Raw genomic sequence first — 15,317 nt, 5'->3', positions numbered from 1 at the left:
TCCGCTTGACAGGAGACGAGGAGTGGCGTAGCCTGGGGATGGCAGTTCCGCAGAACCCGATGATCTCCTGACGCCAACGGATCGAGTCGCGTTGGCGAAACCTGAACGCACCCGTCATGGGCGAAAGGAGAGCTGTCATGACGATGCACGAGGAACTCGCCTACATGAGCGCAACCGAACTCGCCCTCCATATCCGCCGACGCCAACTCTCGCCAGTCGAGGTCGTGGACGCCTTCATCACTCGGATCGAGCAGCGCAACCCCAGTCTTAACGCCTTCGTTTATTTCGGATTCGACGAGGCTCGCCAGCGCGCTCGCGACGCCGAGCAGGCCGTGCTGCGCGGCGATCCACTCGGCCCGCTCCATGGTGTACCGACCGCGATCAAAGATCTTTTTGATTTCAAGCCCGGATGGAAGAGCACCTTCGGTGGCATCCGGGCACTCAAAGACCATGTCGTCAACGCCTATTGCTTGTTCGCCGAGCGGGTCGAGCGTGCGGGTGCTATCGTCCTGGGCAAGACCAATAGCCCAGTCATGGGTTTCCGTGGAACCTGCGACAATTATCTCTTCGGTCCTTCGCGCAATCCCTTCGATCTTCGGCGCAACACTGGTGGTTCATCTGGCGGGAGCGCCGCTGCAGTGGCCGACGGGCTCGTCCCCTTCGCCGAAGGGACCGACGGCGGCGGCTCGATCCGCATCCCCGCCGCATGGTGCGGTGTCTACGGCTACAAGGCCTCCTTTGGCCGCGTTCCCTTCGTTGCCCGTCCCAACGCGTTCGCTGGCGACACACCGTTCCTCTTCGAGGGTCCTATCACGCGCACCGTCGAGGACGCGGCGCTCGTCCTCTCCGCAATCGCCGGCTACGATCCACGTGATCCCTTTGCGCTCGACGAGCAGGTCGACTTCCTCGCTGCCACACGCCGCTCGATTCACGGTTGGCGCATCGGCTACAGCCCCAACTTCGATGTCTTCCCAGTCGAGCCGGAGGTAGCAACGGTGGTGAGCCGAGCAGTGCGCGCCTTCGAGGAAGCGGGTGCCACCGTCGAAGAAGTACGGATCGGAATAACACGCTCTCAGCGAGAACTCAGCGACCTCTGGTGTCGCCTCATCATGCCGATCAACTTGTTGACGCTCGACGGGTTCGCGGCGCAGGGGATCGACCTTCTCGGCGAGCACCGCGACGATTTTCCCCCACAATATCTCGAATGGGTCGAGAAGACTCGCTCGATGACCGCCTTGGATTTCTATCGCGACCAGTGCATCCGCTCGGAGGTCTACGACGCGATCCAGAGCGTCTTCGAACGCTACGATCTCCTCGTTACACCGACCCTGGCCTGCCTGCCGGTGGAAAACGCCGATGACGGCAACACCGTCGGGCCGAGCCAAGTAAACGGCGAGTCCGTCGACCCGCTGATCGGCTGGTGTCTCACCTATCCGGTCAACTTCAGCGGGCATCCGGCAGCCTCGATCCCGGCCGGGCTGAGCGCGAGCGGGTTGCCGGTCGGGTTGCAGATCATCGGGCGGCGCTACGCCGATGCCGACGTTCTGACCGCGAGCGCGGTCTTCGAGCGGGTGCGTCCCTGGCAGGAACTCTATCAGCGCTGTGCCGCGCGCCCGCTCTGAGCTCAGCGACGCGATCGACTCATAGTGTCGGTTTTTGGGCTGCAAGCAAAGCGCTCTCCCCTTGGGCGGCTCGACCCGCCCCCGAGCGCCCGTTGGCGCAAGTCTCTCGCTCGGCTGACCGGCAGCGATCGCAGCACGCGGTCACCCGCAACCGCGGCACCCCTGCACCCGCACGCCCGCGTCCGCTCGCGCAGCTGGCCGACCCGGTCAGGAATCCTCCCCCTGCTCGCCCGCCAGCGCACGATAGACCAGCGCGAGCGCCGAGTGGTCGTGTTCGCCTAACCCCCGCGCCAGCATGCTGTCGAAGAGCGCCGCCACTTGCTGGGTCGCCAGGAGCGGGACCGCTTGCTCGCGCGCCAGGTTCTGCGCGATGCGCAAGTCCTTCCGGTGCAAGCGAGCCCGGAAGCCGGGCGCGAAGGCGCGCTCGAGTATCCGTTGCCCATGCACCTCCAGAATCCGGCTGTGCGCGAAGCCACCCAGGAGCGCCTGGCGCACCCGCGCCGGATCCACCCCCGCCTTCTCGGCGAGGAGGAGCGCTTCGGCCACTGCCTGGATCGTCAAAGCGACGACCACTTGATTGCACGCCTTGGCCACTTGCCCCGCACCGGGACCACCCACGTGCGTAATGTTCTTCCCCATCGCCTGGAACACCGGCAAGGCCCGCTGGAACGCTTCTTCCGAGCCACCGACCATGATGGAGAGCGTCCCCTGCTCGGCCCCGATCTGGCCACCGGAAACCGGTGCGTCCAGCGCTTCCACTCCGCGTTCAGCGAACGCCGCGTGCAGCTTGCGGGCGACCGAGGGATCGATCGTCGACATGTCGATGAACAGGCTCCCCGACTGAATCCCCTCGATCACCCCGTTCGGCCCGAGCGCGACCTCCTCGACTTCCGGCGAATCGGGCAGCATGGTGATGACGACCGTGCTGCGTTCCGCTACCTCGCGGGGTGAGTTCGCCCCGTTCGCCCCTTGTTCGACGAACGCCTCGATTTTCCGTCGGTCCCGCGTGTAGACGGTCAAGGGGAACCCTGCACGCAGGAGGTTGCGCGCCATCGGTTGTCCCATGATTCCCAGACCGATGAACCCGATCCGTTCCATCGTCTCCACCTTTCCGGATCTCGCTACCCTTCCCCAATTACCGCACCGCACGGCACTCGGCAAGAGGCCTGTTCCTGTGTCTGACCAGTCGCCGATCACCCCGAGTATCTCCACCGCGCGAGGGTCGACTGGTCTCGCAGCAGACCCCGTTCGCTACCCGGCACCGCGCAGGAGAGCTACACCCGCGAGGATCAGCCCGATGCCGGCCCAGCGAAGCACCGAGAGCCGCTCACCCAGCACGACGACCCCGAGAAGCACGGTCGACGCCGGATAGAGCGAGGCGACGAGCCCACTCGGCCCGAGCGGACCGCGCTCCGCTGCCAGCGCGAACGAGACGGTCGCCGCCACATCGAGCACCCCTGCCGCAGCGACCGCGAGCGCGCAGTGCCGCAGCAGCGACCGATCCCGGTGCCGCCGTAACCAACCGGCTACGGCTGCCCCGAGCAGGAGAACTGCTGTCACACGCGCGGCGACGACTGCTCCGAGAGGCTCCCCTTCACCCGCTACGCCGAGCAGCGCCACGGCCAGTCCCAGCGAGAGCGCTGCTGCGACGCCGTGCGCCAGCGCGGCGCGCGTGGACTGTCCCCGTGGGGCCACTCGGTCTCTCTCCCACGTGACCAGCGAGAGGCCAACCAGGCCGGCGAGTACCCCCAGCAGGTGCTCGCCCGCCAGGTTCTCGCCTGTGAGTAGGCCGATGCCGACCGGTACTGCCCCACCGAGCGCACCGACCGGCGCCACCACGCTCACCGGCCCCCGAGCGAGCCCACGATACAGGGCAGCGAGTCCGGCTACCATGGCGAACCCAGCAGCCACGGCCATCCCCGGCACCGTCCCATCGCCTGACCAGGCGAGCCAGAACGGCAGCACGATCGCCAGTCCGATCGCTTGCACTCCGAACAGGACGATGAGCAGCGGGAGACGACGCGCAGCCAGGCCAGCGAGGAAGTCCGCCGTCCCCCACGCCACTGCTGCTGCGACAGCCAGACCGAGCCAGGCTCCGATCACACCCGCTCCCCTCTAGTCGACGTCACCCGATCGCGGATCACCCTGCCCGTTCGCGCAGTGCCACCCCGCTTTCCTCGCGTCACCCGATCGGTGAACCGACGCACTCACGATCGCCCCTACCCGGAGTTCGTCCGAGTACCGGTGAGGAAACGAGGCGGAGTCAGCCAGAAGCCACCTTCGCCGGCACCACCATCGGCGCACCGCTCGGCACTGGATCGCTACACTGTACAGGGGAAGGCGCCGTCCGGCGCTGGAACCCGACCAGCTCGGTGGAGACGATGCGATGCGAACCATCAGCGGATTCCTTCTCGATGTCGACGGTGTCCTGCACATCGATGGTGAACCGATCCCCGGTGCCGTCCAGGCAGTGCTCGAGCTGCGCGCCCGGGGCATCCCCTTCGTCCTCCTCACCAACACTACGATACGGACGCGCCGACAGCTGGGTGCCCTGCTCCGCGAACTCGGCTTCCCCGTCGCCGATGACGAGATCGTGACGGCCGGCGCAGCGACTGCAGCATACCTGCGTGCTCACTACCCTGGCGAGCCCTGCTACCTCTTGGTCGACGGTGACGTGCAGGAAGAGTTCGCCGGTATCCCACTGGTCGAGGATGACAGCGCGACTGTTGTCGTCTTCGGTGGCGCTGGTCCCGTCTACAGCTACGATCGCCTCAACCGCGCGTTCCGTTTGTTGCTCCGCGGCGCCCATTTCGTCGCCATGCACCGTAACCTGGTCTGGGATCGCCGCGATGGCCCGGCACTCGATACCGGCGCCTTTCTGCTCGGGCTGGAAGCGGCTCTCGGGCGACAGGCGCACCTCGTCGGCAAGCCATCGCCCGACTTCTTCCGAGCCGGCTTGGAGCGCCTCGGTCTTTCACCGGAGCGCGTGGCCGTGGTGGGCGACAGCCTGGCTGCCGATATCCTCCCGGCTCGCCAGCTCGGAATGACGGGGGTGCTCGTCCAGACCGGACGTTTCCGCCCCAACGACCTCGAACTGGGGCGACCGGACGCGCTGCTTCCTTCCATCGCTGAGCTGCCCAGCTGGCTCAGCCGAGCATCGTGAGGCGCGAGACCCCCTTACCACCCGGAACGACGCTTCCTCTCCAGGATCGCGGCGAAGCGAGCACGCGCCTCAGGCGCCCGCTGCTGTCGCGCTGCGGAGCGCGCGGATCTGCTCGGCCGCTCGCAGTCCACTCTCGATCGCCCCGTGCACCGTCGACGGTCGCACGACGCTCGTATGCTCGCCAGCGAACACGAGCCGGTCGCCGATCGGCTGGCCGAAGCGAGCCCGCAATCCTGCCCCACCGGGCGGGACGACCGAGTAGCCACCGCGGCACCAGGGATCGCGCGTCCAATCGATCACCTGCGCTCGGCGCACCCTGCCGGTGAGTTCCTGACCCAGCACTGCCCCGAGCGCCTGGACAACCTCACGCACCGCCTGCTCCGGCGGCAGCGCACCGAGCCGGGCCGCATCCCGCCCGCCAGTCAGCAAGCTGAAGACCGGCTCGGATGCGGCGAAACCGAGCCCCGGCCGTTCCCAGATGCCGTGCGGCGTGGTCACGAAGAGACACCCGATCTCCGGGCCCCACGGATCGTACGTGAACTCGACGACCATCTTGAGCGAGCGCCCAGGGAGGAGCCGGTCGATCGCTTCCCTGAGCGGTTCGGGAAGCTCCGGAACGAACTCGATGGTGCCTGCCTGCAACACCCCGAGCGGGAGCGCAACGATCGCCCACCGGCCACGATGCTCACCGTCCGAGGCCCAGACCCGTACACCCTCGTTTCCCCATTCCACGCGGCTCACGGCCGAGCCGAGCCGGATCACCGAACCCAGTTCCTCCGCGATACGCCGGGCGAGCGCTTGCTGTCCTTCGGCGATCCGCCAATTGCGCCAGCCATCACCCTCGTACGTCGCCTCCACCTCGCCAGCCGCGCCGATCTCCGCCAGATCCGCTGACCAGCCGATCGCCGCCAGCGTCTCCCAGAGTTCCCACAGCTCCGGGGTGATCGTGATCCCCTGCCGCGACGCCCACCAGCGAAGCGCCGTCGCCAGATCGGTGTCCGGCTCGCCGGATGCGAACCATGCTTCAGCAGCCTGGCTCAGCGGCGCGAAGATCGCCTCGCCGACCGGCCGTGACAGCTCCCCCGAGGGCAGGATGCGGCCATTCGCTCCGACGAAACGCCGGTCTTGGCTCGGATCGTCGATCGCGCGCAGCCCGAACATCCGGAGAAACCGCCAGGTGATCACGCGATCACCGTGGATGAATTCCGCACCCAGCTCGACCGGGAACGGACCATACTCGTCACTCGTCCAGAGTCGGCCGCCGACTCGGTCACGCGCCTCCAGCAGTTCGACCGCGACGCCGGCTCGGTGCAGCTCCCAGGCAGCGACCAGACCGGCGATCCCGCCACCGAGAACGAGGACGCGATCCTCGCGTATCGGCTCGCCCACCACACTCCTCCTTCCCCGCACCGCTCATGCGGTCCGTCTCGCCTCGTCAGTGTGGTGTGAGCACCTCGCTCTCGGCAACCTCCCGACTCGCACGACCGAGCGTGGCCAGAGCCAGCAGCGTCACCACGATCGGCCCACTGAGCCACATCACCAAGCCACCGAACGCTTGGTCAGCCAGCAACCGCTCCACCGGCACGCCGCTCGCCGCAAGGTAACGGTGATAGAGCACACTGGGCCAGAAGGTGACCAGTGCGCCGAGCACTCCGGCCTGCACACCGTAGAGGATCAGGTAGAGCGCTCGACCACCGTCGGTTCGGAAACGCCCCGTCGCGGGTGGGGCGCCGATGAGCGGCCACCAGTACAGCAACGCCCCCAGGAAAAAGGTGAGGTGCTCCAGATCGTGGAGCCACCGCCGGGCGAGGACAGCATCGTAGAGCGGCGGATAGTGCCAGAGCCACAGCGAAAGGATGCCTGTCGCGAACGCCACCACCGGCCGCGTCGCCCAGCGGAGCAGGCGATCCCCCAGCGCACCGTGCCACAGAAGAGCGGCCACCCGCACACGCAGGCACGCCGGCAACGCCCAGAGGAACACTGGATACGGCCAGCCTCGGAGCAGGACCGGCGCAGCGTAGAGGAGGACCAGATGCTGCACCATGTGCCATGAGAAGAAGAGACCACCCAGATCGTCCAGCGGCGAGAGCAGAGCCAGTGCCAGCATCGCCGCGCCGATCCCCCACGCGAAGGCGCGAGGAGCCAGTCGCCAGCCCTGCGGCCAGCGCGCCGCGAGTCGCATCATCCCCACCGCGTAGCCAGCGAGCAACCAACTCAGGACCACGACGACCGGGACACGCCACGTCCAGTTGCGGGGATCGAGCCAAGCCGAAAGCGGCAGCCAGACGAGTGGTTCCGGTACGCTGCTCATCGCTCACCGTGTGTCCAGACCAGCGGGAGACCGGTGAAGAGCGCCCCGCCGATCACGTTTCCTAGGGTGGATGGCACCTGGTTCCAAATGAGCCAGGTGCCCACCCCGATCGGTGCTCCTGCCAGCATGCCAGCTGGAATGACGAACAGGTTGACGATCGAATGCTCGTAACCCAGTCCGAAGAATGTCATGATCGGCAACCACATCGCCGCGATCTTGCCACTGGTCGACCGCGAGACGAAAGCGAGGGCCGTGCCGACCGTCACCAGCCAGTTGGCGAGAACCCCCTTGGTCAGCGCGGTCGACCAGCCCAGCCATCCCGATTCGCGGTAGAGCAGCACCTTGCTCGCGGCCAGCTGGCGCAGTTGCTCGCCGAGCGGTCCGGCCTCGTGACTCCACCACCCTGTCAGGCTGGCGACAGCGAGTACCGCGAAGCCGATCGAGCCGAGGCAATTCCCCAGATAGACCCACCCCCAGTTGCGCACGACTGCTGCGGCTGTGATCCGTCTCCGGTACCAGGCAGCGGGCAGCAACGCGAAGTTACCCGTGGCGAGTTCTAGACCGAGCAAGACCAGCATGCAGAAACCGACCGGGAAGACGACTGCACCGACCAGTCGCGGCAGCCCCTGCGCCCAGGCCGTCATGGCCAGGAGTGTCGCCGCACCGAGGAGAGCGCCGCTGGCAGCGCCGCGAGCCAGCAGCGCCGCGATCGGAAGATGCGCCTTCTTCTCCGCTGCCTCGAGCATCAGCGCGACGAGCACTGGCGGTGGCACGCTCTCGCTGCGTTCCTCGACCTGCCCATCCTGGCGCTCCGCCATCCCGCGCATGGTCACCTTCCCGCCCCCGCGGACGACGATCCGGCCCCGCATACTGACCGTTATGCTCGGCTCCGTGCTGTTCAGTCGTCCCCGGTCGGCTCGGCGACCGGCAGCCGCCAAGCGGCCGGGACGCTCCGCAACGCCATGAGCAAGAGTCCACCGAAAGCGATCACCAGCAGGAGGACGAACGGCACTGCCGCCTGCGCCAGTCCTTGCCATTCCGGCAGATGCACTGCGTAGCGGCGCGGCACACTCTGGAGCCCGGAGAGGAAGAAAGCCAGGACGAAGCCACCGGCACCGATCGCGTACAACCAGGCCAGCCGGCGGGCCAGCGCCGAGCTTGCCCACCCCTCGACACCGCTCAGCCGGTGGAAGAGATACGCCCAGGTATAGCCGGCCGCGCCGAAGAGATAGTAGGAGTGGAAGTGGGCCGGGACCCAGAGCGTGTTGTGCATCACGTTGTTGATGGCGATCGTCCCATCGATGACCGCAGCCATCCCGCCGACCGTCCAACCCCACAGACCAGCCAGAATGAAGATGACCGGCGCCGACCAGCGCACGCGCGACCCATAGAGGAGCCCGAGACTCCCCACGATCGTGACGAAAAAGGCCGGTACACCGACTGCATAGGAGCCGAACTGCCCGACGAGATGGAGCGGGAGAGGCTGCGCGAAGTCCTGGTAGAGATGATGGAAGTACGGTAACAGGACCAGAACGATGACCAGGTTGAAGGCCAGCGCAACCGGAAAGCTCATCTTGAACGCGCGCCCGGTATAGGCACCGAGCGTCGCGTAGACGAGCGCGACAGCCAGATAGATGTTCAAGTTCACGAGTGTATGCCCGAAAAGGAAGAGCATGTTCTTCGCGAAGAGGACGTCGAACCCGCTCACCAGCCCAAGTAACTGCGCGAAGATGGGCACCAGATAGACGACTCCTGCTAGGACAGCGATCACCCCGTCGATCGCCACCACGGTCGCCGCCAGTTCCGGCCCGGTCGGAATCGGCTGCCCCGTTCCGACTGGATGGCGGAACAGCACCGGCCAGGCGAGCGCACTCGTGAGTCCGCCGAAGGCGCGTCGTGCCCCCACCAGCACCGCCAGGCACCAAAGCAGAAAGGCCACCGCCACCAACGTATAGCCGAGCAGGAACGCCCACGTCGCGCTGACCGGCCAGTCACCGCGCACCGGCAGGGGATACGTCGTCGTCCAACCAGCCGCGAAGCCACCGACCAGCGTCGCCAACACGACAAGCCCTGATCCCAGGAAATAGACGACATAGGCGCTCCACAGCAGGCGCGGGCTCAGCCGAATCCGCGCAGTGATCACCTGGGAGACGCCTCCCAGCGAGGCCAGAAGGACACCCGCCACCATGCCAGCCCCATGCAGGGTCATGATGCGGTAGAACCAGCGCGGTCCGAGATCGATCAACCCCGCGTGCTGGAGGCGCATCAGGAGGCCGAGCAGACCCATCAGCAAGAAGACCGCGAATCCGGTCACCATGTAGGCGAGCGCTGCCTGTTCGACCGACCGCCGTGCCGCGACGTTGCTGTGGGCATTGCCAGCCATGGCCGATCCCCCTCTCATTGCACGGTGAACTGTGCCTGCATCAAGTGATGCCCGGTCGCGCAGAACTCCAAGCAGCGGATCGTGTAGACCCCAGGTTGGTCGAAGCGGAAGAGCAGCCGGTTCGTATAACCCGGCATCGCTTGGACTTGCGTCACGATCCGCCCATCCGGCGCGTAGATGCCGAACCCGTGATTGACGTCCAGCGCAGTGACCCGGAACTCGACGACCTGACCGCGTGGGAGAGTTGTCCGGCTCAGCTCCCACGCCCACATGCGGCCGGTGACGTCCACGGTCACTGCCGGTTCACCCAGCCGCTGCGCGCGTGACCCAGCGTAGGGCAAGAAAAGCAGCGAGACGAGAAAGGCGATCGCCAGGAGGGCAACCACCAACGGCGCACCCCATCGGCGGATCCGGCTGATGACGGCACTCACCCGCTCGTAGGGCACCGCCTGCCCACTCCGCGTGGCGACCCACCACAGCACACCAGTCCACGCGATCGTCAGGAGAAGAAAGAGCACCCCGACACCAACCTGCATCGCACCCCCTCCTCTGGCTGGCCCACGTCGTCGCTCTCGTTCCTGTTCTGTCGGTTCACAACTACGTTGGTATACGACCAGAATAGCATAACTGCTGACACGTTTCCAGCCTTTTCCGTCGAGTATCCGCCTCGCATCGCGCGGTGCCCCGCCGGCATACCGCACGACCGGGATCGGCACGCCCGCACGAGGAACCACGCGACTCGGCACCTGCTCTCGAGCAGCCCTGGCCCGGCGACGATCGCCGAGCAGGCGCCAGCGCCAGGCTCGCACGCTGTTTCGCCGTGGTCTTCTCCCCGCAACGAACGAGCGAACGCTGTCTCGGGGGACAGGGTCAAAGGCGTCCTGGCCAGAGGGAGAACAGGTCAGGATTCAGGCACCCGATCGATCTCGGTGGGTCGCCGAGGCGCGCAGTACGACGCGGCCGAGACGGCAAGCCGACGAGCGTTCCGCTCCGGCACGCCGAGCGGCGGAAACAGCCTCGCGTGGCGAAGCAGCGTGCTCCCGTCGCTCTCGCCGATGACGTGGAAGCGCGCGTGTTCAGCCGAGGTAGCGTCGCATCCGTTCGATCGCCTCCAGCAAGTTCTCCAGCGAGTTGGCGAAGGACAACCGGAGATACCCCTCACCGTAGCGACCGAACGCGGTCCCGGCCAGCACGGCGACCCCCGCCTGCTCCAGCAGCTCGCGGGCGAGTTCGCTCGCCGATCGACCGGTCTCCGTCACGTTGGGAAACACGTAGAACGCGCCCGCTGGCACCGCACAGCGGACTCCCGGCAGGCTGTTCAAGCCAGCCACGACCGCATCGCGTCGCCGCCGGAACTCGGCGACCATCCGATCGACCGCATCCTGTGGGCCCCGCAGTGCCGCCAGCCCTGCCCGCTGCGTGAAGCCAGGGACGCACGAGTGGCAATTGACCGCCAGGCGCACCAGGTGTTCGGCCAGCCAGCGCGGGGCTACCCCATAGCCGAGTCGCCAGCCGGTCATGGCATAGGTCTTGGAAAAACCGTCCAGGATCACCGTCCGCTCGGCCATGCCCGGCAGGCTAGCGATACTCGGCGCCTCGACATCGTACACGATGCGCCGATAGATCTCGTCGGAAAGCACGATGAAACCGTACTCCTGGGCCAAGCGCGCCAACTCCTCGAGCACCTCACGCCCGATGACCGCACCGGTCGGATTGTGTGGCGAGTTCACGATGACCAGCCGCGTGCGTTTCGTCACCAGCCGGCGCAACTCGTCCGGATCGAAGGCGAAACCGAGTTCCTCACGGAGCGGCAAGGGAACCGGCGTCGCCCCCGCAAAGCGGATCACCGACTCGTAGATCGGAAAACCCGGATCCGGATAGATGACCTCAGCACCCTCCTCGGCGAGCGCCAGGATCGTGAAGAACATGATCGGCTTACCGCCAGGTGTAACCACGACGCGATCTGGCTCGACCGGGATGCCACGCGTCCGGCTCACCTCCTCGGCGATCGCCGCTCGCAGCTCCGGTAGACCGGCTGCTGGCGTGTAGTGGGTATCCCCGCCGCGCAAGGCCTCGATCGCCGCTTCCACGATATGCGGCGGCGTATCGAAGTCAGGCTCCCCGATCTCGAGATGGATGATCGAGCGCCCCTGCGCTTCCAGCGCACGGGCCCGCGCCAGCACTTCGAAAGCACTCTCGGTCCCCAGCCGGCCCATCCGCTCCGCCAAAAGGTCCTGCAGCTGCACCGCTCGCCTCCGCTCTTCCTCGTCCACCGCTCCTGAACTGCACCACTCCCTTCCCATCATCGCACGAAAAGCTGAACCGAGCGAGTTGTCACACACGCGATCTCGAGACGGTCGTCGCCCGGCGCTCGATCCAGCGACGCTCCGACCGCGGTTCACCTTCCGTCCGGCGAATGCCTTCGCCGAACTCCCCGAGGCGCAACGCTGCGCGAGCGTGACCGCAGTGACCGTCGCCCCACGGGCTGCGCCAGCCGCGGATCGTCACGCCCCAGCGCGCGGTGCAGTCTGCCGCTGGCCGCACAGGCAGCGCGACCACTTGCCCAGCGGCGCCTCCTGGCGCATACTCGCTCCAGTGACGTGCTCGCCGCTGGCCCACTGCCGGCTGTGCGGAACGGTGGGAGGAGACAGGATGCGCCGCGACCTCGTTCTCGCATTGGTCGTCCCGATTCTCTCGGTGGCGATCGCGGTCGCGCTCGTCGTCGCGATCGGTGAAACCTTGCTCTTCGTCCGCGAGATGACCCACGATCGCTGGCCACCGGTCTTCGTCGGTACCGCGATCATGATCGTCTTCACATTCCTGGCCTGGTTCCTCGCTCGCCGGCCAGCAACCTCGCGCTGACAGTCGCTTCCGACCAGCGCGAGTCAACCGTGCACTCCTGACCGTCAGGCCGAGCGCGCCAGGTGCTTGCGTTCGTCCCTCAGCTCGACGCGGGACGGAGCCTCTCGGGTGCGGCTGCAGGACGCAGCGGGCTCGTCCCTTCCGCTCGGTCTCCGGCGACCGTGGAGAGCGTGCCGGCCGACCAGGTCCGTCATTGCCCGAGAGCCGTCGGCTCATCGGCGCCCCCGCTGCTTCCCGCCCGTACCAGACTGGCACGCGCCGCGTATCCTAGACAGCGCATGTGTCGCGATGATATCGCGCCTGCGGGAAGGTCAGGGGAATGGGATCGACGCGACGAGCCATCCAGCACCGGTTGCCGGCGACCAAGGAGTCATCGTCCGACGATTTGGTCCCCTCGCGTCGTCAGTACCTGCGCCTCAAGGCACACTATCCCCATGCCATCTTGCTCTATCGGCTCGGCGACTTCTACGAAGCGTTCGACGAGGATGCCCGCATCGTCGCCCGCGACGCCCGCATCACCCTCACCTCACGCTCGTTCGGCCGTAACGGTCGGGTGCCGATGGCCGGCATCCCACACCACGCGTTGAACCACTATCTGGCACGCCTCTTGGCCGCGGGACATACCATTGCTATCGCCGAGCAGGTCAGCGAGCCAGGCAAGGGGCTGGTCGAGCGCGCAGTCACGCGGGTCCTCACGCCGGGAACGGTAGCTGAGGCCGCGTTGCTCCCCACAACCGAGAATCGCTACCTCGCAGCGGTCGCCAGACTTCCCGAGCGAACCGGGCTCGCCTGGGTCGATGTGAGTACCGGCGAGTTCGCGGTTCTCGAACTCAGCGGAGCGGAGCGCGACCTGCTCCTGGCCGAGGAGTACGCGCGACTCGCTCCCGCCGAAACGCTCGTCCCCGACACAGATGAAATTCCTCTACCGCCCGGCGGGTGCTTGACCCGGCTCGAGCACTGGCATTTCGAGCCGGAACGAGCTGCTCAACGCCTGCGTGCCCTCTTCGCGACGCGCTCGCTCGCCCCCTTCGGCTGCCAACATCTTCCCGCTGCACTCGCCGCCGCGGGCGCCATCGTGGTCTACCTGGAGCGCACCAATCCGGCGTTGCTCTCTCTCCTGACCAGTCTCCGGACCGAAGTGCCAGCGCGTCGTGTCGGGCTGGATGCTGCCACGCGGCGCAATCTGGAACTCACGCGCAGCCTGGGTACCGGTGGAACGCGCGGCAGCCTGCTCGGCGTGCTCGACCGCACGGTGACGCCGATGGGTGCCCGCACCCTTCGCCGCCTGGTCAGCGAGCCCCTGCGGGACCTGGACGAGCTCCGCCGTCGCCAGCACATCGTCGGCGCGCTCCGAGCAACCCCCGAACTCCGCTCCCGCTTGGGGTCGATCCTCCTGGCCGCTGGTGATCTCGAGCGCTTGACCAGCAAGATCGTCCAGGGCTCAGCGACCATCCGCGATTTCGCGACACTTCGCCAAGCGCTGGCGACTGCCGAGGCCCTCCGCGGTGCCCTCCAGGCGAGCGGCGAGCCAGCTCTGCAGCGCTTCGCCGACGACTTCATCTCCTGCCCGGAACTCGCCGCGCTCCTGGAACGAGCGCTGATCGAAGACAGCGATGGCCCACGCCTCCGACCAGGCTTTTGTCCGGAACTCGATGCCGTGCTCGCGGCGGTCGAGGAAACGCGCCGCTTCTTGGCCACGCTCGAACAGCGGGAGCGCGAGCGGACCGGAATCCGCTCCCTCAAAGTCGGTTACAACAAAGTTTTCGGCTACTACATCGAGGTAACTCGGCCCCATCTCAGCCGAGTGCCTCCGGACTACGTCCGCAAGCAGACTGTCGCCACCGGTGAGCGCTTCATCACCCCCGAACTCAAAGACGCTGAGGCACGTCTGCTCGCAGCCGAGGCCGAAATCGCCGAACTCGAGCGCGCTGCACTGGCACGCTTGACCCGCGAGGTCACCACGCGGACCAACGAACTCTTGCGCCTTGCTGGCTGGATCGCCTGGCTCGATGCCTTCCGCTCCCTGGCCGAAGTCGCGGCGCAGTACGACTGGAGCTGCCCGGAACTGGACGAGTCGGACACGATCCTGATCGAGGGTGGGCGTCATCCCGTCGTCGAAGTGCTGCTCGATGGACAGCCGTTCGTCCCCAACGATTGCCAGCTGGGCGGCGATGGACCACGCCTCCTCCTGGTCACCGGACCGAACATGGGCGGCAAGAGCACCTATCTTCGGCAAGTCGCCTTGATCGTGCTCTTGGCGCAGATCGGTTCCTTCGTCCCCGCGGCACGCGCCCGCATCGGACTCGTCGATCGCATCTTCTGTCGTGTCGGTGCACACGACGATCTGCCTGGTGGGCAGAGCACCTTCATGGTCGAGATGGTGGAAACGGCCACCATTCTCCGCCAGGCCACCCAGCGCAGCCTCGTGATCCTCGACGAAGTCGGACGGGGCACCGCCACACAGGACGGGCTCGCCATCGCCTGGGCTGTACTGGAAGACCTGCACGATCGGGTCGGAGCTCGCACGCTTTTTGCGACCCACTTCCTCGAGCTGACAGCATTGGAGGCCGAATTGCCAGGCGTCGCCAACGTCCATGTCGCGGCGATGGAGCAAGACGGGCGAGTGGTCTTCTTGTATCGCGTTCGACCTGGCGCGGCCGACCGGGCCTACGGCATCCATGTGGCCCGGCTGGCCGGCCTCCCTCCTTGGGTAGCTGATCGAGCCGAGCGATTGCTGATCGGCCGGCCCGCTCCCACGCCGGCCGCGCCGCACTCCGAAACAGCCGAGCACCCGCACGGGCTGACCGCAAGCCCGCACCAGCTCGCGCTTCCCGGCTTCCCCACTCGTCGCCATGCCGCTGAGGAACTGGCTCGCGCGCTGCTCGAGCTCGATCTCGCCAATCTCACGCCGCGCCAAGCGCTGGACTGGCTCTTCGAGCAGCGCGCCAAGCTGGGCAGAGCGTAGTCGACAGGGTG

At 66.9% G+C, this 15,317-nt stretch carries 11 protein-coding genes and 1 pseudogene; 4 read left to right on the top strand and 8 right to left on the bottom strand.

Going from position 1 to position 15,317, the window contains the following annotated elements:
- The first annotated feature begins 137 nt into the window (after positions 1–137).
- Entirely contained in the window at positions 138–1,622 is a 1,485-nt protein-coding gene (locus TRD_RS11285; RefSeq protein ID WP_012643110.1) for an amidase, read from the top strand.
- 207 nt (positions 1,623–1,829) lie between these two features.
- Here the strand turns inward: TRD_RS11285 and TRD_RS11280 are convergent, their stop codons facing one another.
- Positions 1,830–2,771: a 2-hydroxy-3-oxopropionate reductase gene (locus TRD_RS11280; RefSeq protein WP_143714851.1), complete on the bottom strand. Its 942-nt coding sequence runs from the start codon at positions 2,769–2,771 to the stop codon at positions 1,830–1,832.
- 102 nt (positions 2,772–2,873) lie between these two features.
- Positions 2,874–3,725 (bottom strand): DMT family transporter, encoded by an 852-nt coding sequence (locus TRD_RS11275; RefSeq protein ID WP_012642873.1) that lies wholly within the window; start codon positions 3,723–3,725, stop codon positions 2,874–2,876.
- A 205-nt stretch (positions 3,726–3,930) separates the two neighbouring features.
- On the opposite strand from TRD_RS11275, the pseudogene TRD_RS11270 reads away from it, so the two are divergent.
- Positions 3,931–4,785: pseudogene (locus TRD_RS11270) on the top strand (HAD-IIA family hydrolase); the annotation flags it as partial.
- 69 nt (positions 4,786–4,854) lie between these two features.
- On the opposite strand, the gene TRD_RS11265 reads toward TRD_RS11270, so the two are convergent.
- From TRD_RS11265 to TRD_RS11240, 6 genes are all read right to left on the bottom strand, one after another.
- Positions 4,855–6,174: a flavin monoamine oxidase family protein gene (locus TRD_RS11265; protein ID WP_012642551.1), complete on the bottom strand. Its 1,320-nt coding sequence runs from the start codon at positions 6,172–6,174 to the stop codon at positions 4,855–4,857.
- A 46-nt stretch (positions 6,175–6,220) separates the two neighbouring features.
- Entirely contained in the window at positions 6,221–7,096 is an 876-nt protein-coding gene (locus tag TRD_RS11260) for a cytochrome c oxidase assembly protein (protein WP_012643073.1), read from the bottom strand.
- Positions 7,093–7,965, bottom strand: a complete 873-nt coding sequence (locus tag TRD_RS11255) for a formate/nitrite transporter family protein (RefSeq protein ID WP_012642455.1) — start codon at positions 7,963–7,965, stop codon at positions 7,093–7,095. The genes TRD_RS11260 and TRD_RS11255 overlap by 4 nt, the downstream gene beginning before the upstream one ends.
- 29 nt (positions 7,966–7,994) lie before the next feature.
- On the bottom strand, positions 7,995–9,479 hold the full coding sequence (locus TRD_RS11250) for a cbb3-type cytochrome c oxidase subunit I (protein ID WP_012643266.1): 1,485 nt from the start codon (positions 9,477–9,479) through the stop codon (positions 7,995–7,997).
- Positions 9,480–9,493: 14 nt separating this feature from the next.
- Entirely contained in the window at positions 9,494–10,015 is a 522-nt protein-coding gene (locus TRD_RS11245) for a cupredoxin domain-containing protein (protein ID WP_012642720.1), read from the bottom strand.
- A gap of 540 nt (positions 10,016–10,555) precedes the next feature.
- Positions 10,556–11,719, bottom strand: coding sequence for a pyridoxal phosphate-dependent aminotransferase (locus TRD_RS11240; RefSeq protein WP_226980766.1), 1,164 nt, complete (start codon positions 11,717–11,719; stop codon positions 10,556–10,558).
- A gap of 412 nt (positions 11,720–12,131) precedes the next feature.
- Here TRD_RS11240 and TRD_RS11230 point away from each other — a divergent pair, with 412 nt between their 5' ends.
- Positions 12,132–12,341, top strand: coding sequence for a hypothetical protein (locus tag TRD_RS11230; protein ID WP_012642619.1), 210 nt, complete (start codon positions 12,132–12,134; stop codon positions 12,339–12,341).
- 319 nt (positions 12,342–12,660) lie between these two features.
- The gene (gene mutS, locus TRD_RS11225; protein WP_012643062.1) at positions 12,661–15,306 is read left to right on the top strand and encodes a DNA mismatch repair protein MutS; all 2,646 of its coding nucleotides are present in this window, start codon (positions 12,661–12,663) and stop codon (positions 15,304–15,306) included.
- Positions 15,307–15,317 lie beyond the last annotated feature (11 nt).

This window comes from Thermomicrobium roseum DSM 5159 (genome assembly GCF_000021685.1).
Taxonomy (GTDB): Bacteria; Chloroflexota; Chloroflexia; order Thermomicrobiales; family Thermomicrobiaceae; genus Thermomicrobium; species Thermomicrobium roseum.
The sequence above is the reverse complement of the archived record's forward strand: the minus strand, read 5'-3'. Positions and strand labels throughout refer to the sequence as shown.